Raw genomic sequence first — 25,125 nt, forward strand, 5'->3', positions numbered from 1 at the left:
GATGAGGCTGGCACCGACTGATTAAGATTCTTCGGTATCCCGGTCGTGTCTGCGGGGTAGACGTGCCAGCTGGGCTGTGGTTCCCCTATACGGCACAGCTTGTACGTTTTGCCGCAATTGTGCCTCATTTCTTCGTGTGCGCCCGCCGCGTCGGCCCGAGCGAGCCGGTCTGAACCGCCGGGTCGGGGGCGGAGACCTGCTTCGAGGCGGGGCGGCAGCCAGGATCGCGCCGGGCCTCCGCCTCGCGGAACACCGCCTCGGTCGCGGGATCGGCGGGCCCGTCGAGGCCGAGTCCGTCGAGGGCGCAGACGAGGGCGCGGGGTTCGGGCGGCTGGCCGAGGGGCGCGCAGAGCCAGCCCTCGATCCGCACCGGCGCGGATTCGAGGCTCGCGAAGCCGGTGCAGATGCGGCTGCCGGCCCCGACGAGCGTCGCCTCCAGGGTCTCCATCGCGCCGAATTTGGTCGCGATCCGGCCGCGCTCCCCCGTGCGGGTGACCGACAGGCCGGGCCCGTCGGCGGCGCGGCGCGCGATCGCCACGAACAGGCTCGGATTCGGCTCCGCCCCGACGCCCTCGGTGATCGTCAGGCGCAGATGCGCGGCCTCGATGGCGGAGAAATCCCCCCGGCTCAAGGCATCCTCGCGCAGGCCCGTTGCCGGGTTGTACCGGGCGGGCTCGGCCCGGACGGGGTCGATCGCCCCGGCCTCGCTCAGGCGGAAGCGCGGGCCGCCGGCCGCGACCGGCACGGCCGGACGCACCGGAAGCGCCGAGATCGGCACGTAGGCGACGGCCAGCGGCGCCTCGGGCGCTGGGACTGGCGCAGGCCCCCGCAAGGATTCGCGCGCCACCAGGCTGAGTCCCGCGATGACGGCGGCGGCGCAGACCATGCGGGTGGCCATCCGGGCCGGGCGCAGCCCGGCGCGGCGCGGCGCCGGGCCCGCGTGACCCGTCGGCCGGTCGTGGGGATCCGCGACCGGATCGTGGATCGGCCGGGTGGTCTCGAAGCGCGGTTCTCTGCGGTCTCGCTGCATCGTTCCTGCGGTGGCTGGCGAGGGGAGGCCCCTCCGGTCGCCGGCCACGATGGCCCCCGTCCCTCCCCAACCGGTTGAGGCCGCGGGCGGAAGGCGGGGCTTTCTCGGGTCTCGGTAAACCGAATCTTAGCCGTCCGGAGTCTCTGGCCGGGGCTTGACAGGCGGGAACACGGGGCGTCTTGCTCCCGCGCGCCGGAGGACCCACCTGCGTCGTGTCGCCTGCGGGTCGGAAGGCTCCCCCGGTTCGGGGGTCGAGAGGCCGTCAGCGGCGGGCCGCCCACACCCAATCCGTGTGGAGCTTCGCCCGAAGGCCCCGGGATGCGAGCAAGGGCGCGGATGCGCGCGCGCCGCCCGGGCATGGGATCCAAGCGGAGTCGGAGAGATGGGTTACAAGGTCGCCGTCGTCGGTGCCACGGGCAATGTGGGCCGCGAGATTCTGGACATCCTGGCCGAACGGGCCTTCCCGGCCGACGAGGTCGTGGCGCTCGCCTCGCGCCGCTCGCAGGGGCAGGACGTCTCCTTCGGCGACAAGATCCTGAAGGTCAAAGCCCTCGACACCTACGATTTCTCCGATACGGACCTCTGCCTGATGTCGGCCGGCGGCGAGACCTCCAAGGAATGGTCGCCCCGCATCGGCGCCCAGGGCTGCGTCGTGATCGATAATTCCTCGGCCTTCCGCTACGACCCGGACGTGCCGCTGATCGTGCCCGAGGTGAATGCCGACGCGGTCGTGGGCTTCTCCAAGAAGAACATCATCGCCAACCCCAATTGCTCGACGGCGCAGCTCGTGGTGGCCCTCAAGCCGCTGCACGAGGCGGCGACGATCCGGCGCGTCGTGGTGGCGACCTACCAATCCGTCTCCGGCGCCGGCAAGGACGCCATGGACGAGCTGTTCAACCAGACCCGCTCCGTCTTCACGGCGGGCGAGGTGAAGGTCGAGAAGTTCACCAAGCGGATCGCCTTCAACGTCATCCCGCATATCGACGTGTTCATGGAGGATGGCTCCACGAAGGAAGAGTGGAAGATGGTCGCCGAGACCAAGAAGATGCTCGACCCGAAGATCAAGCTCACGGCCACCGCCGTGCGCGTGCCGGTCTTCATCGGGCATGCCGAGGCGGTCAATGTCGAGTTCGAGCGTCCGATCTCGCCCGAGGAGGCCACCGCGATCCTGCGCTCGGCGCCGGGCGTGATGGTGGTCGATAAGCGCGAGAACGGCGGCTACATCACGCCCCACGAGGCGGCGGGCGAGGATGCCACCTACGTGTCCCGGATCCGGGCCGATTCGACGATCGACAACGGCCTCTCGTTCTGGTGCGTCTCGGACAACCTGCGCAAGGGTGCGGCGCTCAACGCCGTGCAGATCGCCGAGGTGCTGATCAACCGCAAGCTCCTCACCAAGGCGAAGCAGGCGGCCTGACGCGGCCCACGCGTCCCCCTCCCGGTCCTGTCAGCGCCGTCCCGCTCCGCGGGGCGGCGTTTTTCATGGGCGGATCCCGAGACCGGCACCGTTTGATCAAAGCGGCCGCCCCGGCAAGCCCGCGCGGCGCCTGAGCGAGGCCCAAATCCGCCATCCCGACGGGATCGCCCAGATCTGGAACTGAATCACGCGCAGTTGATATGACAACAGACCTAGGAATGTTCACTGAACAAGAACAGAGAGTGAACGCAGAAGTGCGCAATGGCGCGACGTAATGCACGAGCCGCAGATCGGCCGGATCCACCACGCGCTGGCGGGCCTCGCCTCTGATGGCAACCTCTTTCCGTGAATTTGCAGGCAAAACCGGATGATCGTCATTCAGTGAAATCCCACTATGAGGATCTGAAGATCGATGACAACCAAACGGCAATTTAAAAGTCTGATTAAAGGAATAATAGAGCCAGGAGGAGAGCTTCAGGCCATCCAGGATTTTGTGATCTGGCACTTTTCCATACGTCATGTGGCGCTGACGCTCGTGATCGAACGGCGTCGTTGCAAGACATATTTTTTGGTCCAATGGGGTATGGAGAGCATCTATGCGCCGGATTACCGACCGGTGCGCTACTCAGGGCACTTCGACGCGCTCCTCTACAGGCCCAATTATGAGCCTAATCCCGGTCAGTACAAGCTCTGGGTCTGGGAGGATCCGGCGTTAAAACAAGCATTCCGAAACTGCGTCGAATCCGAAGTTCTGCCCCTGATGCGTTCCCTGGCTTCAGCGCGAGCTTCGGTCGAGTACATCCGTGGCAGCGAGCATGGGATGATCTGCTATGGCTACGATTGGCACGCCGTCACGTCGATCGCGCTCGGGGAGTTCGAAGGCGGCCCGCGCCCACTGGCTCCCCCATGCCGATCAGTATGTCAGGGGCAGAACCGTATCGCCCTATCATCAGCGGACCTACGACCGGCTCTGCGAACTCGGCGAGCCGCTCATGGCCGACGATCGTGACGCGCTCGCGCGGCTTCTCCACCGCTGGGAGGCCGAGAACGTCCGCGGCACGGCCATCGAGCCGCACTGGCAGCCATCGCCCTTCCCCTTCGAGGAAGCCGGCGCGCCGGGCCTCGGGCCCGGGCCCCGTCCGGCCGGCTGATCGGCCGGCCGCGACGAAATTGTCTTGAATTCGCGGCGTTTCGGCGTATATGCGGGTTCAACAGTTCTGGTTGCAGTCGTGAGGCTGCGGTTCGGGAGTGGGCCCCACCGGGTCCGCTCTTTTTTATTGCCGCGACGCCCGATGGCCGGAACCGACCGAACCCACCTGTCGGACCCTTGAGCGCAGCATGGCGGAGCCCTCCGAGAAACGTCTGGTCACCGAGAACGGCGTCGCGGCGCGCGTCGCGCGGGTCGTCGAGGCTCCGATCGAGGGGCTCGGCTATCAGCTCGTGCGGGTGAAGGTGTCGAGCGCCAATGGCTGCACGGTGCAGATCATGGCCGAGCGGCCGGACGGCACCATGACGGTGGAGGATTGCGAGGTGGTGAGCCGGGCGATCTCGCCGATCCTCGATCTCGACGATCCGGTGGGCACGGCCTATTACCTCGAAGTCTCCTCCCCCGGCATCGACCGGCCGCTGGTGCGGGTCTCGGATTTCGCCCGCTGGGCCGGGCACGAGGCCAAGCTGGAACTGGCGGTGCCGCTCGACGGGCGCAAGCGCTTCCGCGGCCTCATCGGAACCCCGAGCCCGGACGGCGCCACGGTGCCGGTCGACCTGCCCGACGTGAAGGAGGGCCTGCCGAGCCGCATCGCCGTGCCGCTGCGCGACCTCGCCGAGGCGCATCTCGTGCTGACGGACGAACTCGTGCGCGAATCGCTCCGGCGCGGCTCCGCCCCGCCGCAGGACGGCGAGGACGAGGAGGATCGCGATGCGGACGCGATCGCGGACGACGCCCCACGCCCCGCCGCCCCGCCGGCACGCCCCAAGAAGGCGAGCCGGCCCGGCAAGGCGAAGCAGACGAAGCCCCCCAAGGACAAGGCCGTGAAAGACCGGCCCGCCAAGGATCGGCCCGTGAAGGACAAGGACAAGCCGGTCGTGACGAAGTCCGTCCGGCTCAAGGAAACCGGAAAGCTCCACTAGGCCCCCGGCGCGGGGCGCCCGATCCCGGCGCCGCGCCACGAAGATTCCATCGCAACACCCCTTGCGAGACGAAGAGAAGGACCGAAACCGATGGCCGTCGTCAGTGCCAACAGGCTCGAACTCCTGCAGATCGCCGACGCGGTGGCCCGCGAGAAGGTGATCGACCGCTCCATCGTGATCGACGCGATGGAGGAGGCGATCGCCAAGGCCGCCCGCTCGCGCTACGGCGCCGAGACCGACGTGCATGCCGAGATCGATTCGAAGACCGGCGCGCTGCGCCTGTCGCGCCACCTGCTGGTGGTCGACCTCGTCGAGAACGACGCCCGCGAGATCACCCTCGACCAGGCCCGGCGCTACAATCCGGCGGCCCAGGTCGGCGACGTCATCTCCGACACCCTGCCGCCCTTCGATTTCGGCCGCGTCGCCGCGCAATCGGCCAAGCAGGTCATCGTCCAGAAGGTCCGCGACGCCGAGCGCGACCGGCAATATGACGAGTACAAGGACCGCATCGGCGAGGTCGTGAACGGCCTCGTCAAGCGCGTCGAGTACGGCAACGTCATCGTCGATCTCGGCCGCGGCGAGGGCATCGTGCGGCGCGACGAGATGATCCCGCGCGAGACCTTCCGCCCCGGCGACCGCATCCGCTCCTACCTGTTCGACGTGCGCCGCGAGGTGCGGGGGCCGCAGATCTTCCTGTCGCGCTCGCACCCGCAATTCATGTCCAAGCTCTTCGGCCAGGAAGTGCCCGAGATCTACGACGGCATCGTCGAGGTGAAGGCGGTGGCCCGCGATCCGGGCTCGCGCGCCAAGATCGCGGTGATCTCCCGCGACGGCAGCATCGATCCGGTCGGCGCCTGCGTCGGCATGCGGGGCTCGCGCGTCCAGGCGGTCGTCGGCGAGCTGCAGGGCGAGAAGATCGACATCATCCCGTGGTCCGAGGACCAGGCGACCTTCATCGTGAACGCGCTGCAGCCGGCGGAAGTCGTGAAGGTGGTGCTCGACGAGGAGGCCGACCGCATCGAGGTGGTGGTGCCCGACGACCAGCTCTCGCTGGCCATCGGCCGCCGCGGCCAGAACGTGCGCCTGGCCTCGCAGCTCACGGGCTGGGACATCGACATCCTGACCGAGGCCGAGGAATCCGAGCGGCGCCAGAAGGAGTTCGCCGAGCGGACGCAGGTCTTCATGGAGGCGCTGGACGTCGACGAGACCGTCGGCCAGCTGCTGGCGGCGGAAGGCTTCCGCTCGGTGGAGGAGATCGCCTTCGTCGAGCCGCAGGAGCTCTCCGGCATCCAGGGCCTCGACGAGGAGACCGGCACCGAGATCCAGGCCCGCGCCCAGGACCACCTCGCCCGCGTCGAGCAGGAATACGATTCGCGCCGCCAGGAGCTGGGCGTCGCCGACGAACTCCGCGAGATCGAGGGCATCACCACCCCGATGCTGGTGGCGCTCGGCGAGAACGACGTGAAGTCGGTCGAGGATCTCGCCGGCTGCGCCACCGATGACCTCGTCGGCTACACGGAGGGGCGTGGCCCCGACGCCGTGCGCCACGCGGGCTATCTCGACGGGTTCGAGATGTCCCGCGCCGAGGCCGAGGCCATGATCATGGCCGCCCGCCTCAAGGCCGGCTGGATCGAGGCGCTGCCGGAGCCGGAGGCGCCCGAGGGCGAGGAAGCCGAGACCGAGGCCGAGACCGAGACCCGGGCGGGCTGAGCACGGGGACCGGCATCGCCATGAGCCGAGCGGGCACAGGGACGGCCGAGGGGCCGGCGGAGGGCGTTCCCCTCGATGCCGGCCCCTTGAGCGGCCGCCACGGGGCGGAGCGCACCTGCATCGTCACCCGCAGGGCGCAGCCGCCGGCCAACATGGTCCGCTTCGTGCTCGGGCCGGACGGCCGCGTGGTGACCGATCTGCGCGCACGGCTCCCCGGCCGGGGCGCCTGGATCACGGCGAGCCGCGAGGCCGTCGCGGAGGCGGTGAGGAAGCGGCTCTTCCAGCGGGCCTTCAAGACCAAGGACGCGGCGGCCGAGGCGGATCTCCCGGAGCGGGTCGCCGCGGGCCTGCGCGACGACCTGCGCCAGGGGCTGGCGCTCGCCAACAAGGCCGGGTGCGTGGTCGCGGGATTCGCCAAGGTGGAGGCCGCGATCGGCGACCGCACCGGCGTCGCGGCGGTGATCCAGGCGGCCGACGGGAGCCCCGATGGGCGCCGAAAGATCGTCGCGGCATTGCACCGGCGCCATGGCGATGCCATATCCCGCGTACCGATCATCGACGACCTGTCCAATGAAGAATTGGACATGGCCTTGGGTCGGGATCATGTGATACACGCTGCGCTCGTCGCAGGAGTCGGGGCTGCCGGCTGCCTGTCCCGCTGGCGTCGGTACCGCTCCTTCCAGGGCGTTGCCGCGACGACTGAGGAGCCCGGACCCGCCCGCGATGGCGAGACCGTCTCCCCTCTGCTTGATGACGATGTGACGGATCTGACCGGCACCCCGCAGGTTGCCGGTTCACGGGACGATGGAAACCCTCAGGGTTTGGGCTGAATGAGCGATACGAACAATCCGGGCGACAAGACTCTGGCGAAGGGACCCTCGAAGCCGCTGTCCTTGAAGCGTCCGATCGAGCAGGGCACCGTGCGCCAGAGCTTCTCCCATGGCCGCTCCAAGCAGGTCGTGGTCGAGACGGTGAAGCGCCGTGTCATCGGTGCCACCCCCGGCACGCCGCCGCCCCGCGAGGCGGCGCCCGCCGCGGCGCGGCCCGCCCCGGCAGCGCCGTCGGCGCCCGCCCGGCCGGCGCCGACGCAGCGCTCGTCCTCCGGCGTGGTGCTGCGCACCCTGAGCGAGCAGGAGCAGGGCGCCCGCGCCGCCGCCCTCGCGGATGCTCAGCGCCGCGAGCAGGAGATTCGCCGCCAGGCCGAGGACGAGGTGCGCCAGCGCCGCGAGCGCGAGCTTGCGGAGCAGCGTGAGCGCGAGGCCGCCGAGGCCCGCAAGCGCGACGAGGAGGCCCGCCGCCGCCAGGAGGACGAGCACCGCCGCCACGCGGCCGAGGAAGCCCGCCGCCGCGCCGATGCCGAGCGCGCCGAGGCCACCGCCGCGCCGGCCGTCGCCCCCGTGAATGCGGCTGCGCCCGCCCCGGCTCAGGCCGCGGCCCCCGCGGCCCAGCCTGCTGTCGCCCAGACGGCGGCGCCCGCCGCGCCGCGTCCCGCCGCACCGGCTCGCCCGGCGGCCCCCGCCCGCCCGGCTCCCGCCGCCGCGGCGCGACCGGCCACCGCCGCGCCCCGCCCGCCGCTGACCCCGCGCCCGCCGACCGGCGAGCCGCGCAAGACCATCACGGCGGACGTGCGCAAGCCGCGCGACCTCAGCTTCATGGCCAAGCCCACTCCGGCGCCGGAGCCCGAGAAGGCCCCGAGCGCGGCCACGGCCGCCCGTCCGGCGGGCGCCGCCGGAGCCGCGCGCCCGGCCGGGCGCTCCACCGCCACCGCGGCCGAGGAGGAGAGCGAGACCAAGCGGGTGATCCGGCGGCCCGGCATGCCGCTCAAGATCATCACGCCGCCCAAGACCCCGAAATCGCCGGGCGGTGACCGCAACCGCGGCCGCCTCACCATCGCGAACGCCACCTCGGGCGAGGATGAGCGCACGCGCTCCGTCGCCTCCTTCCGCCGCCGCCAGCAGCGCATGAGCGGGCACCGGCAGGCGGAGCAGAAGGAGAAGCTGTCCCGCGAGGTGACGATCCCGGAGACGATCACCATCCAGGAACTCGCCAACCGCATGTCGGAGCGGGCCGTGGACGTCATCCGCCTGCTGATGAAGCAGGGCGAGATCCACAAGATCACCGACGTCATCGACTCGGATTCGGCGCAGCTCATCGCCGAGGAGATGGGCCACACCGTTCGCCGCGTCGCCGAGTCCGACGTCGAGGAGGGCCTGACCTCCGACGAGCCGGATCTGGACGAGGATCTCGATCCCCGGCCCCCGGTCGTCACCATCATGGGCCATGTCGACCACGGCAAGACCTCGCTCCTCGACGCGATCCGCAAGGAAAACGTGGTCTCGGGCGAGGCCGGCGGCATCACCCAGCATATCGGCGCCTACCAGGTGGCGGCGCCCTCGGGCGATCTCGTCACCTTCATCGACACCCCCGGCCACGCGGCCTTCACCTCCATGCGCGCCCGCGGCGCCAAGGTGACGGACATCGTGGTGATCGTGGTGGCGGCCGATGACGGCGTCATGCCCCAGACCGTCGAGGCGATTCAGCACGCCAAGGCGGCGCATGTCCCGATGATCATCGCGATCAACAAGATCGACAAGCCGGATGCCAATCCGCAGCGGGTTCGCACCGAGCTGCTGCAGCACGACATCCAGGTTGAGTCGATGGGCGGCGAGACCCTGGAATTCGAGGTCTCCGCCAAGACCGGCGACGGTCTGCCGGACCTGCTCGAGGGCCTGCAGCTTCAGGCCGAGATCATGAACCTGCGCGCCAATGAGAAGCGCGACGGCGAGGGCACGGTCATCGAGGCCAAGCTCGACCGCGGCCGTGGCCCGGTGGCGACCGTGCTGGTCCAGCGCGGCACCCTGTTCACCGGCGACATCGTCGTGGCGGGCGCCGAGTGGGGCCGCGTGCGCGCCCTCATCGACGACCAGGGCGAGAACATCCAGTATGCCGGCCCCTCTGTGCCGGTGGAGATTCTCGGCTTCAACGGCACCCCGGATGCCGGCGACCGCGTCATCGTGGTGCCGAACGAGGCCCGGGCCCGCGAGGTCACCGAGTACCGTGCCCGCACCAAGCGCGAGCGCCAGAATGCCCGCACGGGCGGTGCCAACCGCTCGCTCGTGGACATGATGCGCGACCTCAAGGAAGGCGCCGGCCGCAAGGAACTGCCCGTCATCATCAAGGCGGACGTGCAGGGCTCGGTCGAGGCCATCTCGGGTGCGCTGGAGAAGCTCGGCAACGACGAGGTCTCGGCCCGCATCCTGCTGGCGGGCGTCGGCGGCATCACCGAGTCCGACATCACCCTGTCGCAGGCCTCGAAGGCCGTCGTCATCGGCTTCAACGTGCGCGCCCACAAGGAAGCGCGCGAGGCCGCCGACCGGGCCGGCACCGAGATCCGCTACTACAACATCATCTACGACCTCGTGGACGACATTAAGTCGACGATGTCCGGGATGCTGCCCCCGACGCTCCGCGAGGAGCGCCTGGGCGAAGCCCTCATCCAGGAGGTCTTCGAGGTCTCGAAGGTCGGCAAGGTCGCGGGTTGCCGCGTCACCGACGGCATCGTCGAGCGTGGCGCCCATGTCCGCCTGATCCGCGACAACGTCGTGATCCACGAGGGCAAGTTGAAGACGCTCAAGCGCTTCAAGGACGACGCGAAGGAAGTCACCTCCGGCCAGGAATGCGGCATGGCCTTCGAGCATTTCGAGAACATGCGCGCCGGCGACGTGATCGAGTGCTACCGCGTCGAGGAGATCCGCCGCACCCTCTGACGGGTCCGCGACGGAGGCGTTTCGAAAAAAAGGGCCGCAGCCGCGCTGCGGCCCTTCTTCGTTCGCGCGGCCGGTTAAGATTGCGGGCAAGTTTCCCCGGGGTTTCGCCCTGCCCCTGACGGACGGATGCGCCGCGCCGCTCTAGTGTGCGGAGCAACGAACCCTCCTCAGCCGCGGCAGAGCCCTCGATGTTGCAATCCTACGCCCTGCGCCGGGCCCTGACGGACGGGAAGTACCGCAAGATCTTCGTCGAGCGGCTGACCGAGCCCCTCCACCTGAACCTGATCTCGGCGGGCGTCGCCCTGTTCGGCAGCTATCCGGCCAAGGTCGCCTTCGACCTCGTGGTGCGCCAGCAATACGCCTTCCCGATCCTGTTCGCCGCCGAATCCGCCCGGGCGCTCGGCCTCAAGCGGATCGCCGTGCTCGAATTCGGCGTCGCCACGGGGGCGGGCCTCCTCAACATGTGCGAGCTCGCCGCCCGCACGGAGGCCGCCACCGGCATCGCCATCGAGGTCGTCGGCTTCGACACCGGCACCGGCATGCCGCCGGCCGTGGACCATCGCGACCTGCCGGAATATTTCCAGGAGGGCGATTACCCGATGGATTTCGAGGCCCTGCGCCGGTCGCTGCCGGGGCGCTGCCGCCTGCTCATCGGGGACGTCGCCGACACGATCCCGGGCTATCTCGCGAGCGTCGGCCCGGAGGCGCCGATCGGCTTCGTCTCGGTGGATGTCGACTATTATTCCTCCACCGTGCGGACCCTGCCCGTGCTCGACGGCGTGCCCGATCAGTACCTGCCCATCGTGCCGATCTATCTCGACGATGTCGGCATGGATGGCTGCAACCCGTGGAACGGCGAACTCCTGGCGGTCGCGGAGTTCAACGCCGCCCACGCCCTGCGCAAGATCGCGCCCTTCAACCTGCTGCGCTCCAAGCGCATCTTCAAGAACGCCCAGTGGATCGACCGGATGTTCGCCGCGCATCTTCACGACCACCCGTCCCGCAACCCGGCCACCGCGAAACGTGCGCAACAGGCCTATATCCAGAACGAGTATTTGCGCTAAGAGAGGCGCCTTCGAGATCCGCTTCGGTCCTGCCGGCTTCCGTCTCCGTACGGCGGCGCATCGTTGCTCCGTACCAGCGCGCCTGGCTGGCGGCCCCCCCTTCCCCCTCTCGCCCCGAGACGGGCGGACGGGAGACCGGCCGCCATCCGGCCGTTCCGACAAGACGATCAGAACCGTTCATGGCCCAGAGACAGACCCCAACCGGACCGACGCAGCGCCAGCAGCGCGTGGCCGAGCTGATCCGCCACGCCATCGCGGAGGTGCTTCAGCGCGGCGACATCCAGGACCCGGTGCTCAGCGCGCATGTCATCACCGTGCCGGAGGTCCGCATGTCGCCCGACCTCAAGCTCGCCACGGCCTACATCATGCCGCTCGGCGGCCAGGACGAGGCGCCGGTGATCGCGGCGCTGGAGCGCAACCGGAAGATCCTGCGGCAGGAGGTCGCCCGGCGGGTGAACCTCAAATACGCGCCCGAGCTGCGCTTCCGCCGCGACGAGACCTTCGACGAGGCGGCCCGGATCGACGCGCTCCTGCGCAGCGAGCGGGTGCAGCGCGACCTCGACAGCGCGCCCGGCACCGAACCCGAGGACGAGCCCGGGCATTGATCCCGGGCGGCCGGACGAACCACAACCCTTTTTGACGTGCCGAACGGGCGCGGGACGGTGGCGGCGAGCCCCGGTTCCGCGCGGCCGTTCCGTGATCGACCGAGGATTCCATGAACGACCTTCCGCCGACCGAGCAAAACCCGCCCCTGGCCGAGATGCCGCGCGGCGGCGACCGCAGGCCGCCGGAGGCCCGGCGCCAGCCCCGTGGCGGTCCCCGCCCCGACCGGCCGAAGAAGCGCGACGTCAGCGGCTGGGTGATCCTCGACAAGGGCGTCGGCATGACCTCGACCCACGCCGTGGCAGTGGTCAAGCGCGCCTTCAACGCCAAGAAGGCGGGCCATGCCGGCACCCTCGACCCGCTGGCTTCGGGCATCCTGCCGATCGCGCTCGGCGAGGCGACCAAGACCGTTCCCTTCGTGATGGATGGCCGCAAGGCCTACCTGTTCAGCGTCACCTGGGGCATCGAGACCGACACCGACGACGCCGAGGGGCGCCCCGTCGCCACGAGCGAGGCACGGCCGGAGCGCGCGGCGGTGGAGGCCGCTCTTCCGAACTTCGTCGGCTCCATCGAGCAGGTGCCGCCGCGCTTCTCCGCCATCAAGATCGCGGGCGAGCGCGCCTACGACCTCGCCCGCGACGGCGAGGTGGTGGAGTTGCAGGCCCGCCTGGTCCAGATCGACCACCTCTCGGTCGTCGAGCACACGCCCGAGCGCACCGTGATCGCGGCCGAGTGCGGCAAGGGCACCTATGTGCGGGCGCTCGCCCGCGACCTCGGCCGGATGCTCGGCTGCTACGGCCACGTCTCGGCCCTGCGGCGCACCCGCGTCGGGCCTTTCGTCGAGGCCGATTCCTGCAACGTCACGGCCCTCGAGGCGGCGGGCCCGGATGGCAACCTGCCGCATCTGCGCCCGGTCGAGACCGCCCTCGACGCGATCCCGTCGGTGGCGATCTCCCGCGACATGGCCCTGCGGCTGATGCGGGGCCAGCCCGTGATCCTGCGCGGGCGCGACGCGCCCGTGGAGGGCAAGATCTTCGCGACCTGCGGCGGCATCCTGGTGGCGGTCGGCGACGTGGAGCGCGGCGAGCTGGTGCCCCACCGGGTCTTCCATCTCGGCGGAACCGCCGGCGGCCGTCAGGCCTGAGGCCCGGGCGCGTCCGGCGCCCGCCCGGGCGCGTTTGGCGCCCGCTCGGCCTTCTCCCGGTCGGCCCGGATGCTGCGGCGGACCACCACGAGCTGCCAGGCCGCGAGGCCGATGAGCAGGAGTTCGAGGGCGGTCGAGGCGATCACGGCGGGCCGCCGTCGCGCCCTCGTTCCTCGGCGGCCTGCGCCGCCGCGCGGTCGCGCCGCAGGCCGCGCTTGAGCACCACGAGCTGCCAGATCGCGAGGCCGAGGGCGAGCGCGAAGACGAGGCCGATATCCAGGAAGGCGAAGAGCGGGTCGGTCACGAGGCTTCGTGGCCGAGCGATTCGCGCGCCAGGGCCGCGTGGCCCAGGCTCTCGCGCTCCCGCAGCACCTCGATCATGTCGAGGACCCGGACCGCCTGGCCGGCGATGTCCCACCAGGCCGGGCGCCGCATCCCGCCGTGATCCGCGACCGCCTCCACCAGGAAGCGGGTCTCGCGCAGGGCCGGACCCGACGGCCCGGCCAGGGCCGGGCGGGGCGCCGCCGCGCGAAGCAGCAGCAACGCCTTGCGCGATCCCGACACGCGGGCGCGCCGGGCGACCGGATCGAGACCGCCCCGTTCCAGTTCCCGGCCGATCTCCGCGTAGATCAGGCGTGCGGCCCGGATCGCCGGCCGGCAGGCCAGGGGCAGGCCCGAGATCCCGGCCTCGGACCGGGCATAGAGCCCGTCCGCGACGCCGAGCAGCCGGGCGACGAGGCGTGCCAGGGCCGGCGAGGCTTCGGGCGCGGCCAGGAAGGCCTCCGGATCGATGCCCTCCGCCCGCAGCCAGGCGAGCGGCAGGTAGAGGCGGCCCGCGCGGGCATCCTCGCCGACGTCGCGGGCGATATTGGTGAGCTGCATCGCCACGCCGAGATCGCAGGCCCGCGCCAGCACGGCGGGATCGCGCACGCCCATGATCAGCGTCATCATGGCGCCGACCGACGCCGCCACGCGCGCCGCGTAGGCCCGCAGGTCGGACAGGGTCTCGTAGCGGCGCCCCTCCGCGTCCCAGGCGAGCCCTTCCAGGAGGGCGGCAGGCAGCGCCCGCGGAATCGCGTGGGCCGACACGATGTCGGCGAGCGCCCGGTCGGCGGGAGAATCGGCCGGCGCCCCCGCATAGGCTCGGGCGAGGCGGGCTTCGAGCCGGGCGACCGTTCCGGCGCGGGTATGGGCCGCCGCATCGTCCACGGCGTCGTCCGAGTAGCGGCAGAAGGCGTAGAGCCCGTAGGCCGCTTGCCGGACCGAGGGCGGCAACAGAAGCGAGGCGGCGTGGAAGCTGCGCGAGCCGGCCCGGATCGCGGCCCGGCAGGCGGCGTGATCGGCGGGAATGGCGTGCAGGCCGGGGGCGGCGTCAGGACGTTCTGGCGACAACGCGTGCATCCGGCACCACCCGATCGAGAACCTTGGCCGAGGAGAGGACGCCCGGCAGCCCGGCGCCCGGATGCGTGCCCGCCCCGACGAGGAAGAGGTTGCGGACATCCTCCGAGGCATTGTGCGGCCGGAACCAGGCGGATTGCGTCAGCACCGGTTCGAGGCCGAAACCCGAGCCGCGGAAGCTCAGGAAGTCGTCGGCGAAATCCTGCGGCGTCGTCACCCGCGAGGTGACGAGGCTCTCGGACAGGCCCGGCAGCACGCTCTCCGAGAGGGCGAGCTCGATCGCCTGCCGATAGGGCTCGGCGCAGGCCGCCCAATCCTGCCCACCGGCGAGGTTCGGGACCGGCGACAGCACGTAGAAGGCATCGCAGCCGGGCGGCGCCAGCATCGGGTCGGTCTCGGTCGGCCGGTGGAGGTAGAGGCTGAAATCCGCGCTGAGCCGCTTCGTCCGGAAGATGTCGTCGATCAGCGCGCGGTAGCGCGGCCCCATCAGGATCGTGTGGTGGGCGACGTCCGGGTATTTCCGGCGCGTGCCGAAATACCAGACGAACAGCCCCATCGAGGAGCTGGCCCGCGCGACCCGGCGCGCGCTCCAGCGCCGGCGCGCGGCGCCGGGCAGGAGTTGCGTGTAGGTGTGGGCCGAATCGGCGTTCGAGACCACGATCTCGGCCGGGAGATGCGCGCCGCCGCGCAGGACCACGCCCGTCGCCGCGCCGCCCTCGACGACGATGCGCTCGACCTCGGCATCGCAGCGGACCGCACCGCCCTGCCCCCGGATGAGATCCACGAGGCCGTCGACCAGCCGGCCGGTCCCCCCCATGGCGAAGTGCACGCCCCACCGGCGCTCCAGGAAGGCGATGAGGCAGTAGATGGCGCTCGCCCGAAAGGGGCTGCCGCCGATCAGCAGGGGATGGAAGCTGAAGATGGTGCGCAGGCGCTCGTCCCGGATATGCGACGCCACCACGTCGTAGACGCTGCGGTGCCCGCCCAGGCGCACGAGATCGGGCAGGATGCGCAGCATGTCGGAGATCGAGGAGAACGGCACGTGGCCGAGCTTCTCGAAGCCGACGCGGAAGATCGCCTCGCTGCGCGCCATGAAGCGCTCGTAGCCGGGGACGTCGTCGGGGGAGAAGCGGGCCACCTCCGCCCGCATCGCGGCCTCGTCGCCGCTGTAATCGAAGGTGGCGCCGTCCGCGAAGCGGATCCGGTAATAGGGCCGCATCGGCACGAGGTGGACGTCATCCTCCAGCCGGCGGCCGCACAGCGCCCAGAGTTCCTCGAACAGGAAGGGCGCCGTGACGATGGTCGGACCGGCATCGAAGGTGAAACCGTCCTGCCGGTGCACGCGCGCCCGCCCACCCGGTTGCTCCAGCCGCTCCAGCACGGTGACCTGGTAGCCGCGCGCCCCGAGTCGGATCGCCGCCGCGAGGCCGCCGAAGCCGCTGCCGATCACGATGGCGCGCGGCCGCGATCCGGCGTCTGTGTCTAACTCTATTGACGCGTCCAGTGTCAACATAACCTGACATTAGGACTGCGAGCCGCCGCGAGGCAAGGCGGATTTCGCGGTCCGTGCCGGGTTAGCGCGAAGAATCCGCCGGGTTCAGCACGCCGAGCGCCTCGGCCTCGCGCAGAATGAGACCCGCCACCCGGTCCGGCGCTTCCTCATGCGCGAGGTGGCCGAGGCCGCGCACCGTCTCCACCCGGGCATCCGGCAGGCGGTCGCGCACCGCGAAGGCGGTGTCGGGGAGGATCGCCTTGTCGTTGGTACCCACGATGAGGAGGACCCGGCCACACAGCTTGGGCAGGTCGCGGTCGAGGGCGTCGAGCTGCCAGTTCGCCATCATGCCGAGCGCGCCGGCGATGTGGCCGGTCTTGCGGAACAGCCGGCGATAGAGGTCGAGCCCGGCCCGATCGAGGCTCGACCCGGTGCCGCGGATCAGGCGCTCCACCGCCGCCGTGTCGGCCGACCACGCGAACAGGCGCGGGGTGACGGGGTTCAGGAACAGGATCCGGGCCATGCCGGGGAAGAGGATCCCGGCCATGCCCGGGAAGGGCTTGAGCGCGCCGTTGATCGAGACGAGGAGGCGCGGGTCGATGCCGCCGTCGAGGGCGAGGCGGGCCAGGATCGCGGCGCCCGCCGAGTGGCCGATGGCGACCTGCGGCGCGCAGCCGAGATGGCGCAGGAGTTCGCCGAGGGCCGCCGCCATGCCGGGCAGCGAGAGGCGCCCCTGAGGCAGCGGGTCGCTGAAGCCGTGGCCGGGCAGATCCGGCGCCACGACCCGGAAGCGCTCGGCGAGGCGCGGCATCAGCCCGCGCCAGGAATGGGTCGCCGCCCCGGTCCCGTGCACGAGGACGATGGCCGGGGCCTCGGGCGGCCCCATCTCCTGAACATGCCAGCGCAGGCCCGAGGCCTGAACGAAGCGGCTCGCCGCTCGGTTCGGCCAGTCGCGGCTCTCGCGCTCCCAGAGCGGGCGATCCTCGGGGCGGCTAAACATCGCTTCGGTCTCGCTCACGCGGCCCTTCCGGCGTCGCGCACCGCGACGCTGAGGGTGCCCGCATCGGCCTGCGGCAGCGGCAGGTAGCGCGCCGCCATGGCGGCGGCAAGCCGGCGGGCGGCTTCCTGCGGGCGCGGCGCGGTGTCGATCAGGATGGCGCGCTGCCCGGCGGCCCGGAAGGCGCGGGCGGCGGCCAAGGCGTCCTCGCCGGCGCGGGCGCGCCCCGCCTCGCCGGAGCGGGCGATGTTGGCGCGGCCATCGGTGAGGAGGACGACGACCGGGGTCCCGCCGCCCCTGCGCACCGCCTCGGCGATGTCGAGCGCGGCGTCGAGCCCCGCGGCGAGCGGCGTGCCGCCCCCCCCGGGCAGGCCTGCGAGGCCGCGCTTCGCCCGCACCAGGGAGCGGGTCGGGGCGAGCACCAGATCGGCGCCGCGGCCCCGGAAGGCCACGAGGGCGACGCGGTCGCGGCGCACGTAGGATTCGGCGAGGAGCAGCTCGACGGCGCCCTTCGCCTCGGCGAGCCGTTCGAGGGCCGCCGAGCCGGACGCATCGACCGCGAAGATCGTGGTGGTCTCGGTGCGCTGCCGGTAGCGCGCGATGCGGACATCCTCCGGCCTGACGCGGATGCGCGCGGGGCCGACATCATTCACCCCGCCGCCGCGCAGGCGCTGCCAGGGCGCTGCCGCCCGCAGGGTCTCGACCAGGGCAAGCCGGCCCCGGCGCGGATCGCCCGGCCGGCTGCCCGCCGGGCGACCGGCCCGCGTCGAGGCCGCGACCGCCCCCGCGCGCCCGGCCTGCGCGGAGCGCGACCGGGTCTGCTCGCCGGCGAGGAAAGCCAGGAGCCCGACCGGGATCGCGGCGCGCGCGGCCTCCAGCACGACCTCTTCGAGAGCCCGGCCCGATTCGTCCGTGCGGTCCGTCTCCGGATCGCCGGTCTCTTGCGTCTCCGGGAGATCGCCGGGGCGGGGGTCGCCCGGCACCGCCTCCGGACCCGTCTCCGGAGCCTCCTCGCCCGGTGGCAGGCGGGTCGCGCGGGGTGCCAGGACGAGGCGCGCGGCCTCGCTCACCTGCGCCTCGCCGAGCGGGTCGCCGCTCAGGCCGGCCGCGAGGCGGGCAACGCGCAGGGCCAGGATCGGCGCGCGGATCGAGCCGATCCCGAGCGCCTCCGCGGCGGCGCAGAGGGCGGTGGCCGCCGCCTCCGCGGATGCCGGCGGAGTTGGTCGCTGCAGCTCCGTGGCGGCCGGTGCGGGCACAGGTGGGGAGAGGTCGCGCGGGGCAAGGTCGCGTGGAGCGAGGTCGCGCGAAGCGAGGCGCGAGAGGTCGAGGTGGAAGGCGAGCCGGTCGGTGAGCGCGCGGGGGGCCGCCTCGTCCTCCACGGCCTCGTCGAGGAGGATCAGGCCGAACCGGGCCGGGAGCTGCGTCGCGAGACCCTCGCGCGCCACCGCGACCGCGCCGGTATCGAGGGCGGCGGCGAGGCGCGCGGCGGTGCCGGCACCGAGGCGCTCGGCCATCGGCACCACGACGAGGCCGCGATCGGCCTCCGCCATCAGCCCGCGCTGGACCACCGGCCGGCCGGCGGCCAGCGTCGCCGTCAGATCGAGCCCCCCGAGCAGGCGGTCATCCGCGATGGCGGTGGGCATCCGGCGCGAGGGCGCGCCCGGCGGCAGGGCCGCTTGCAAAGCGGCCAGGAATGCGTCGCGGACCGGGCCGGGGCCGGCCTTGAGCCAGATGCCGCCGCAGCCATGCGGGTCGGCCCCGGCCAGCGCCGCGATCCGGAGGGCATCGGTCCAGAGGGCGCGGCCGGGCTCCGGATCGGAGCCGAGCGTCACGCCAGCACCTCGGCCACGGCGCGGGCCACGCGGGCGGTGGAGCCCGCCTCGTCGAGGGGGTTGCGGCGCAGGCGATGGCGCAGGGCCGCCGGGGCGATGCGGCGCAGATGATCGATCTCCGCAATCTCGCCGCCGTCGAGGGCGGCGAGAGCCCGGGCCGTGCGCATCAGCGTCAGCTCGCCGCGCAGGCCGTCGGTGCCGAGGGCGAGGCAGAGCCGGGCGGCGGCTTCGAGCGTCGCGTCCGGCACGGCGACGCGGGCGAGGCGCTCGCGCGCGGCCAGGATCCGCCGCTGCAAGTGGCGCTCGGCCTTGGCGTGGGCGGCGACGAAGCCGGCCGGATCGCGCTCGAAAGCGTCGCGGCCACGGACCACCGCGATGCGGGTCGCGATCTCGGTGGGCGTCGTCACCTCGACGGCGAGGCCGAAACGGTCGAGCAGCTGCGGGCGCAGCTCGCCCTCCTCAGGATTGCCGCTGCCCACGAGGACGAAGCGGGCCGGGTGGCGCAGGCTCAACCCCTCGCGCTCGACCGTGTTCACCCCGGAGGCCGCGACGTCGAGGAGGAGGTCGACGAGGTGGTCCTCGAGGAGATTGACCTCGTCGATGTAGAGGAAGCCGCGATTCGCCCGGGCGAGCAGGCCCGGCTCGAAGGCCTTGACGCCGGCGGTGAGCGCCCGCTCCAGGTCGAGGGCCCCGACGACCCGGTCCTCGGTGGCCCCCAGCGGCAGGTCGACCACCGGCACGGGCACGCGGTGGCTGCGCCGTGGCGCGCTCTGCCCGCTGCAATGCGGGCAGGCGCCCGCGGAGCTCGCGGGATCGCAGGCATAGGGGCAGCCCGCGACGGCCCGCATCGGCGGCAGGAGGGCCGCGAGTGCCCGGATCGCCGTGGATTTACCGGTGCCGCGATCCCCGAAGACCAGAACGCCGCCGACGCTGGGATCCACCGCCGCGATCAGGAGCGCCTGCTTCATCTCGTCCTGGCCCACGATGGCCGAGAACGGGAAGACGCTCACGCCGCCCGCGCGCGGCTCCGCCGCCGGCGCCCCGCGGCGGGCGGGCGCCTCGCTCGCCGCGCCGGGATCCGGCGCGGGGGACGGAGGTTGATCCGGGTTCCGATCATCGAGGGTCATGCGCCCTACTCCGCCGCGACCTTCTCGAGCCCGATGCGCCGCCAGATCGTGCTCAGGGCCTCGACCAGATGGTCGATGTCGGCATCCGTGTGCAGCGGCGACGGGGTGATGCGCAGGCGCTCGGTGCCGCGCGGCACGGTCGGGTAGTTGATCGGCTGCACGTAGATGCCGAACTCGTCGAGCAGCGTGTCGCTGATCGCCTTGCAGAGCACGGGGTCGCAGACCATCACCGGGACGATGTGGCTCTCGTTGGGCAGGTAGGGGATGCCGACGGCGTCGAGATGGGCCCGGACCTTGGCGACGCGCTCCTGGTGGCGGGCCCGCTCCGCGCCGCTCGCCTTGAGGTGGCGGATGCTCGCCGCCGCGCCCGCCGCCACGGCCGGGGGCAGCGAGGTGGTGAAGATGAAGCCCGAGGCGAAGCTGCGCACGAAGTCGCAGAGCCGGGCCGAGCCCGTGATGTAGCCGCCATGGACCGCGAAGGCCTTGCCGAGGGTGCCCTCGATGACGTCGAGGCGGTGGGCCAAGCCCTCGCGTTCGGAGATGCCGCCGCCGCGCGGGCCATAGAGCCCGACCGCGTGGACCTCGTCGAGATAGGTGAGCGCCCCGTGCGCCTCGGCGACGTCGCAGATCTCCGCGATCGGCGCGATGTCGCCATCCATCGAGTAGACGCTCTCGAAGGCCACGAGCTTGGGCCGTCCGGGCTCGATCAGCGACAGCTTGCGGTCGAGGTCCTCGGGGTCGTTGTGGCGGAAGATGTGGCGCTCGGCCCGGCTCGCCCGGATGCCCTCGATCATCGAGGCGTGGTTGCCCTCGTCGGAGAGCACGACGCAGCCCGGAAGCCTGCCCGCGAGGGTGCCGAGCGCCGCCCAGTTCGAGACGTAGCCCGAGGTGAAGAGAAGTGCCGCTTCCTTGGCGTGGAGGTCGGCGAGCTCGCGCTCGAGCAGCACGTGGTAATGGTTCGTGCCCGAGATGTTGCGGGTGCCGCCCGCGCCCGCGCCGCAGCGCTCCAGCGCCTCGTGCATCGCGCCGAGCACCGCCGGGTGCTGCCCCATGCCGAGATAATCGTTCGAGCACCAGACCGTGACGGGGCGCTCCCCGTCCGGGCGATGATGGACGGCGTGGGGGAAGCGCCCCGCTTGGCGCTCGAGATCCGTGAAGACGCGGTAGCGGCCCTCGCGATGGAGACCGTTGAGCTCGGCACCGAAGAACGCTTCGTAATCCATCGCAGGCTCCCCTTCCGTTTCGCGCGGTTTCTCGTCGTCCGCGGTTCAGGCCGCGTCCCGGGTCGGGCCGATCTCGGCCGGTTCGGGCTTCGTGATGGTGATGGGTGCGGGCGCCCCGCGCCCCGGCAGGCTCCATTGCCACAGGGCCGCCGAGGGCAGCGGCAGCATCAGGAACCAGTGCTCCAGGGTGGCGAGCGCCATCAGGGTGGTGAGGATCGTGAAGCCCACGATCTCGAAGGCCGCGCTCTCCTCGGCGAGCGCGGCGCGCCCGAGCAGCGCTACGATCACGGTGGCGATGCTGACCGAGAACGGGAACAGCAGGTTCATCGGCTTCTTGGTGAGATAGCAGCCGAGATAGCCGAGATGGTCGGGCAGGAACTCGGCGTTGAGGTTGCGCACGCCGAGGAACATGTTGAGCCGGGCCGAGAGGTTCATTCCCCAGAGGACGAGGTAGGTCCAAAGGGCGAACCGGTTCGGCTCGTCCCAGGTCAGGCCCAGGATCGCGGCGGCCCCGGCCACGATCGCCGCCTCGTGCCACAGGCTCGTGGCCGTCGCCGCCCGGAACCGCGCGAGACCCCGCGTCCCGGGCGGGCAGGCCCGGGGCCGCGGGCCGGAGACGAAGCCCATATAGTAGCCGATCTCCTGCCAGCCCCAGACCAGAAGGGCCGCCGTGAAGGCGGTGTACGCCCCCGCCTCGCTCGTATCCCCGGCGCTCGCCCCGATCCCCCAGAGGGAGAGGGCGAGGACGATCGTGGCCCCCGCCATGCTCCACGGGAAGGTGCGGCGCGGCAGGTGATCGAGCAGGATGATCAGCCCGGTGGAGAACCACCAGATCGCGACCGCGTAGAGGGCGGGGACGGCGTAGGGCGACATGGCGGGGCGCTACCAGACCGGTTCGAGCCGGATCTCGGCCGGCATCGGGTTGTCGAGGGCGGGCAGGAGCAGGAGCCGCCCGAAGGTCAGCGCCGCCTGGGCGGCGTAGAGCCCGTGCTTGACGCGCCCCATCAGCCCGCCCTGCGCCCGCGCATCCGCGATCCCCTCGGAGCAGCGCAGCAGCGTGTCGAGGAGCGCCTTGAAGCGCGGATTCTCAAGGTCGAGGGTGAGCGGGAAGGTCTGGCGCGAGATCTCGGAAGTGATGCGGAAGACCTTGAAGTCGTAATCCGTCGGATCGACCCCGAGAGCCTCGTGGAAGGCCGGGCGGCAATGGTCGCGCACATACATCGTGGCGAAGACGGCGAGCAGGAAGAACTTGATCCAGTAGCGGTTCAAGCCGCTCGTCAGCTTCGGGTTCGCCCGCATCAGCAGCGCGAAGGCCTCGCCGTGGCGGAACTCGTCGTTGCACCACTTCTCGAACCATTTGAAGATCGGATGGAAGCGCCGCTCCGGGTTGCGCTCCAGCTCCCGGAAGATGGTGATGTAGCGGGCATAGCCGATCTTCTCGGAGAGATAGGTGGCGTAGAAGATGAATTTCGGCCGGAAGAAGGTGTATTTCTTCGACTTCGTCAGGAACCCCAGATCGACGCCGATGCCGAAATCCTTCAGCACGTCGTTGATGAAGCCGGCATGCCGCGCCTCGTCGCGGCTCATGAAGCCGAACAGCTCCTTGATGTCCGGATTCTTGGCGCGCTTGCGCATCTCCGCGTAGAGCACGCAGCCCGAGAACTCGGCGGTGATCGAGGAGACCAGGAAGTCGAGGAATTCCTTGCGCAACTCCGGATCGAGCCCCGATAGGTCGATGTCGAACTCGGCGTTGCGCGTGAAGTGGCGCTTGTTGGGATCGGCGCGCAGTTCGTCGATCAGCACATTCCACTCGGCCCGCACCGGCTCGACATTCGTGCGGTCGAGCTCCTCGAAATCCGTGGTGTAGAAGCGCGGGCTGAGAAACGTCGTCTCCTGCGCGGCCTTGGTCGATTCGTTGACCGGGACCTTGGGGGCGGGCTGGGAGAGCGGATGCTTGACGGGAGCGTTCACAGTCTCCTCCTCTCGGTAAAGCTGACTTCGTAGAGTTCGGTCAGTTCGAGGTGTCCGGCAAGCTTGGTCCAGAGGCGTTCCAGGCGGCCGGCGCGGGTCACGGTGGCCATGCGCTGCACCACGAGGCGCTCGCCGTAGGGCACCGAGGTCGGGGCGTCGTGCACCTGCACGGCGTCGCCCGGGCCGATATGGAAGGGCGCGTCGAGGCTGACATGGGCGTGCAGGCTTTCGGGGGTCTGCTCGATCTCCACCGTGCAGGGGACCTCCACGGTTTCGCGTCCGTTGAGCCAGGCGATGATCATCGGGTGATGCTCCCATCGGGCAGTAGCTTTGCGAAGGCCTCGGCATTCTGGGCGCCGAAGGCTTCGAGGTTGGTGCTGCGCCCGGTTGCCTCGTCGGTGAGCGTCAGCGTGCCGTCGGCGTGGCGGGTCAGCCGGAACGGCTGCTCCGGGGTGAAGCCCGCCCGCAGGCGGGCCTGGCCGAAGCTGCGCAGGGTCGCCCGGACGAAGCCGTCCCGGCCGGGCTCGACGGTGGCGAGCAGAGCCGCGCTGCCGGCCGCGCGCAGCAGCACCGCCCCGTCGGCCCGGTCCTCCACGATCAGCGCGAGGCTCGCGACGGCCGGCGCCTCCGGGCCATGTGCGAGGCCGACGCCGCCGGTGCGGCCGATGCCGACCGCGAGCAGCGTGAAGCCGATCAGGACGCCCGCCCCGATCAGGGCCGGCTTGGCGACTGCCACCTCGTCGTGTTCGATGCTGGCTCGGGTCATGCGATCGGCCTCCGGTTCAGCCGGCTTCCGCCACCGCGAGGCGCGGCGGACGGCCTTGAATCTGCGGGCGCTCAAACACCACCGGCCGGGCGCTCTCCTCGGGCGTGCGCTCGGCCGCGATGGCGGCGGCGAGGATCCCGGCGACGTTGCGCGCCTCGGGCACCGCCCGCAGCATCGGCTGCGGCTCGGCCACGTGCCAGGGGCGGGCATGGGGCCAGAGATGCAGGTAGGCGATGCGGGTGCCGGCGCGCAGGCGCACGGGCAGGTCGCCGCTGCCGTCGGAGAAGAGCCGCAGGCCCGCATCCGACACCACCGCGAAGGGCAGGTTCAGGGTCATGGGCAGGGCGATCCCGACCCGCATGACGATCCGCCGGTTGGTGATCGTGTAGGTGGTGGTGCGGGCGGAGAGCCAGCCGAGGAACGCCACGAGGCCCATCGCCGCGCAGGCCGCCGCGAGGGTCGTCGCGGTGGCGCGGATGCCGGCGACCGGGCCGCCCGCCATCGCGGCCGGCACCCCGGACCAGAGGGCGAGGCCGCCAAACCACAGCCCGACGAGGCGCAGATGCAGGGCCCGGACCGCGAGGCCGGCGGCCTTCGGACGCCCCTGCCAGAGGATGCGCTCGCCCGGCGGCAGCGGCCCGGGAAGCCCCAGCGGCAGCTCCGGCGCGCTCACAGGATGGCCTCCGCGCGTGCCGGCGTGGCGTAGAGGGTGCCGGCGCCGAAATAGGCCATGATCTTCTCCTCCTCGAGAAGCGTCACCGAATCCGGATCCTTGGTGCCCGGGATGTCGGTGAATTGCCCGGCCAGGAGCGCCTCCGTCTTGACGGTGCGCGAGAAGCGGCCGGTGCGGCAGAAGGTGACCGGCATCAGCACCCGGCGCCCGCCCGCCCCGAGCTCGACCTCGTAGTAGCGCACGAAGCACTCGCCCCGGTCGACCCAGAGATCGGTGACGGTGCCGGCCACCTGCCGGTCGGCGCCGAACACCGTCATGCCGATCGGGTTCGGACCGTCCTCGTGGACTACGAAATGGGTGGCGACGCGCAGGGGCACGATCCGCTTCTGGCCGTCGAAGGTGTGGTCATGCGCGTCGTCGCGATGCACCCAGGACCCGGGGCCGACATGGTCCAGCATCGGGGTCGCGCCGGGCTCGAGGGGGGCGCCGGGCCAGGGCTCGCGCTTGTGCCCGACGAAGTTGCGGTCGGGCTTCATGTCGGTCTGCGGCGCGGTCTTCACCTTGCCGTCCGAGAGATGGAACAGCTTCGGCGTCGGAATCAGGATCGGGTCCGGGCGCTTCAGCCGCCCCGTCACCTCGGCCTCGAGGGGATAGCCCTCGCGCCGGTCCTCGCGGCGAATCCAGAAGACGAGGCCCGCGAAGAAGATCCAGAACGCGTAGAGGACCACCTGCGCGACATCGAGATAGCCTGTGATTTCACCCCTGGGCATGGCGGTTCTCC

At 71.3% G+C, this 25,125-nt stretch carries 25 protein-coding genes; 10 read left to right on the forward strand and 15 right to left on the reverse strand.

Annotated elements, in window-relative coordinates; all coding sequences use genetic code 11:
* Positions 1-124: 124 nt before the first annotated feature.
* Positions 125-1,030, reverse strand: coding sequence for a hypothetical protein (locus F6X53_RS07450; RefSeq protein WP_191970734.1), 906 nt, complete (start codon positions 1,028-1,030; stop codon positions 125-127).
* 382 nt (positions 1,031-1,412) lie between these two features.
* Between F6X53_RS07450 and F6X53_RS07455 the strand changes: the two genes are divergently transcribed.
* The 10 genes from F6X53_RS07455 (at position 1,413) to truB (ending at position 12,865) form a co-directional block, all read left to right on the forward strand.
* Entirely contained in the window at positions 1,413-2,447 is a 1,035-nt protein-coding gene (locus F6X53_RS07455; RefSeq protein WP_150999022.1) for an aspartate-semialdehyde dehydrogenase, read from the forward strand.
* Positions 2,448-2,859: 412 nt separating this feature from the next.
* Positions 2,860-3,456, forward strand: coding sequence for a hypothetical protein (locus F6X53_RS07460; protein WP_150999025.1), 597 nt, complete (start codon positions 2,860-2,862; stop codon positions 3,454-3,456).
* Positions 3,440-3,598, forward strand: a complete 159-nt coding sequence (locus F6X53_RS32215; RefSeq protein WP_191970735.1) for a hypothetical protein — start codon at positions 3,440-3,442, stop codon at positions 3,596-3,598. Before F6X53_RS07460 ends, F6X53_RS32215 begins: the two co-directional genes overlap by 17 nt.
* A gap of 187 nt (positions 3,599-3,785) precedes the next feature.
* Positions 3,786-4,577: a ribosome maturation factor RimP gene (gene rimP, locus F6X53_RS07465; protein WP_150999028.1), complete on the forward strand. Its 792-nt coding sequence runs from the start codon at positions 3,786-3,788 to the stop codon at positions 4,575-4,577.
* Positions 4,578-4,667: 90 nt separating this feature from the next.
* The gene (gene nusA / locus F6X53_RS07470; protein ID WP_150999030.1) at positions 4,668-6,287 is read left to right on the forward strand and encodes a transcription termination factor NusA; all 1,620 of its coding nucleotides are present in this window, start codon (positions 4,668-4,670) and stop codon (positions 6,285-6,287) included.
* A gap of 20 nt (positions 6,288-6,307) precedes the next feature.
* Positions 6,308-7,117, forward strand: coding sequence for an RNA-binding protein (locus tag F6X53_RS07475; RefSeq protein WP_150999033.1), 810 nt, complete (start codon positions 6,308-6,310; stop codon positions 7,115-7,117).
* The gene (gene infB / locus F6X53_RS07480) at positions 7,118-10,054 is read left to right on the forward strand and encodes a translation initiation factor IF-2 (protein ID WP_150999035.1); all 2,937 of its coding nucleotides are present in this window, start codon (positions 7,118-7,120) and stop codon (positions 10,052-10,054) included.
* A gap of 188 nt (positions 10,055-10,242) precedes the next feature.
* Positions 10,243-11,118, forward strand: coding sequence for a hypothetical protein (locus F6X53_RS07485; RefSeq protein ID WP_150999039.1), 876 nt, complete (start codon positions 10,243-10,245; stop codon positions 11,116-11,118).
* Positions 11,119-11,297: 179 nt separating this feature from the next.
* Positions 11,298-11,723: a 30S ribosome-binding factor RbfA gene (gene rbfA, locus F6X53_RS07490; protein ID WP_150999042.1), complete on the forward strand. Its 426-nt coding sequence runs from the start codon at positions 11,298-11,300 to the stop codon at positions 11,721-11,723.
* Between the two features lie 110 nt (positions 11,724-11,833).
* A complete protein-coding gene (truB, locus tag F6X53_RS07495; protein WP_150999044.1) occupies positions 11,834-12,865 on the forward strand; it encodes a tRNA pseudouridine(55) synthase TruB in 1,032 nt (343 codons plus the stop codon).
* Here truB and F6X53_RS32220 read toward each other — a convergent pair.
* The 14 genes from F6X53_RS32220 to puhA form a co-directional block, all read right to left on the reverse strand.
* Positions 12,856-13,011, reverse strand: coding sequence for a hypothetical protein (locus F6X53_RS32220; protein ID WP_191970736.1), 156 nt, complete (start codon positions 13,009-13,011; stop codon positions 12,856-12,858). The two genes, truB and F6X53_RS32220, sit on opposite strands and share 10 nt — an antisense overlap.
* Positions 13,008-13,169 (reverse strand): hypothetical protein, encoded by a 162-nt coding sequence (locus F6X53_RS32225; RefSeq protein ID WP_191970737.1) that lies wholly within the window; start codon positions 13,167-13,169, stop codon positions 13,008-13,010. The genes F6X53_RS32220 and F6X53_RS32225 overlap by 4 nt, the downstream gene beginning before the upstream one ends.
* Positions 13,166-14,257, reverse strand: coding sequence for a phytoene/squalene synthase family protein (locus F6X53_RS07500; RefSeq protein WP_373875954.1), 1,092 nt, complete (start codon positions 14,255-14,257; stop codon positions 13,166-13,168). Before F6X53_RS07500 ends, F6X53_RS32225 begins: the two co-directional genes overlap by 4 nt.
* Positions 14,238-15,776: a phytoene desaturase gene (locus F6X53_RS07505; RefSeq protein WP_150999050.1), complete on the reverse strand. Its 1,539-nt coding sequence runs from the start codon at positions 15,774-15,776 to the stop codon at positions 14,238-14,240. Before F6X53_RS07505 ends, F6X53_RS07500 begins: the two co-directional genes overlap by 20 nt.
* Positions 15,777-15,837: 61 nt before the next feature.
* Positions 15,838-16,755 (reverse strand): alpha/beta fold hydrolase BchO, encoded by a 918-nt coding sequence (gene bchO, locus F6X53_RS07510; protein ID WP_150999339.1) that lies wholly within the window; start codon positions 16,753-16,755, stop codon positions 15,838-15,840.
* A 14-nt stretch (positions 16,756-16,769) separates the two neighbouring features.
* On the reverse strand, positions 16,770-18,584 hold the full coding sequence (locus F6X53_RS07515) for a magnesium chelatase subunit D (protein WP_150999053.1): 1,815 nt from the start codon (positions 18,582-18,584) through the stop codon (positions 16,770-16,772).
* Positions 18,581-19,594 carry a magnesium chelatase ATPase subunit I gene (gene bchI / locus F6X53_RS07520; RefSeq protein WP_150999341.1) on the reverse strand — a complete coding sequence of 338 codons (1,014 nt, stop codon included), beginning with the start codon at positions 19,592-19,594 and terminating at the stop codon, positions 18,581-18,583. The genes F6X53_RS07515 and bchI overlap by 4 nt, the downstream gene beginning before the upstream one ends.
* Before the next feature lie 122 nt (positions 19,595-19,716).
* The gene (gene hemA, locus F6X53_RS07525) at positions 19,717-20,934 is read right to left on the reverse strand and encodes a 5-aminolevulinate synthase (protein WP_150999056.1); all 1,218 of its coding nucleotides are present in this window, start codon (positions 20,932-20,934) and stop codon (positions 19,717-19,719) included.
* A gap of 45 nt (positions 20,935-20,979) precedes the next feature.
* Positions 20,980-21,807 carry a putative photosynthetic complex assembly protein PuhE gene (gene puhE / locus F6X53_RS07530; protein WP_150999059.1) on the reverse strand — a complete coding sequence of 276 codons (828 nt, stop codon included), beginning with the start codon at positions 21,805-21,807 and terminating at the stop codon, positions 20,980-20,982.
* A gap of 9 nt (positions 21,808-21,816) precedes the next feature.
* Positions 21,817-22,905, reverse strand: coding sequence for a magnesium-protoporphyrin IX monomethyl ester (oxidative) cyclase (gene acsF / locus F6X53_RS07535; RefSeq protein WP_150999061.1), 1,089 nt, complete (start codon positions 22,903-22,905; stop codon positions 21,817-21,819).
* The gene (locus F6X53_RS07540) at positions 22,902-23,207 is read right to left on the reverse strand and encodes a hypothetical protein (protein WP_150999065.1); all 306 of its coding nucleotides are present in this window, start codon (positions 23,205-23,207) and stop codon (positions 22,902-22,904) included. The genes acsF and F6X53_RS07540 overlap by 4 nt, the downstream gene beginning before the upstream one ends.
* Positions 23,204-23,671 carry a photosynthetic complex assembly protein PuhC gene (gene puhC / locus F6X53_RS07545; protein WP_150999068.1) on the reverse strand — a complete coding sequence of 156 codons (468 nt, stop codon included), beginning with the start codon at positions 23,669-23,671 and terminating at the stop codon, positions 23,204-23,206. The genes F6X53_RS07540 and puhC overlap by 4 nt, the downstream gene beginning before the upstream one ends.
* 16 nt (positions 23,672-23,687) lie before the next feature.
* Positions 23,688-24,344: a photosynthetic complex putative assembly protein PuhB gene (gene puhB / locus F6X53_RS07550; protein WP_150999071.1), complete on the reverse strand. Its 657-nt coding sequence runs from the start codon at positions 24,342-24,344 to the stop codon at positions 23,688-23,690.
* Positions 24,341-25,114: a photosynthetic reaction center subunit H gene (gene puhA / locus F6X53_RS07555; protein ID WP_150999074.1), complete on the reverse strand. Its 774-nt coding sequence runs from the start codon at positions 25,112-25,114 to the stop codon at positions 24,341-24,343. Before puhA ends, puhB begins: the two co-directional genes overlap by 4 nt.
* Positions 25,115-25,125: the final 11 nt, after the last annotated feature.

The sequence above is a fragment of the Methylobacterium soli genome, from assembly GCF_008806385.1.
Taxonomy (GTDB): domain Bacteria; phylum Pseudomonadota; class Alphaproteobacteria; order Rhizobiales; family Beijerinckiaceae; genus Methylobacterium; species Methylobacterium soli.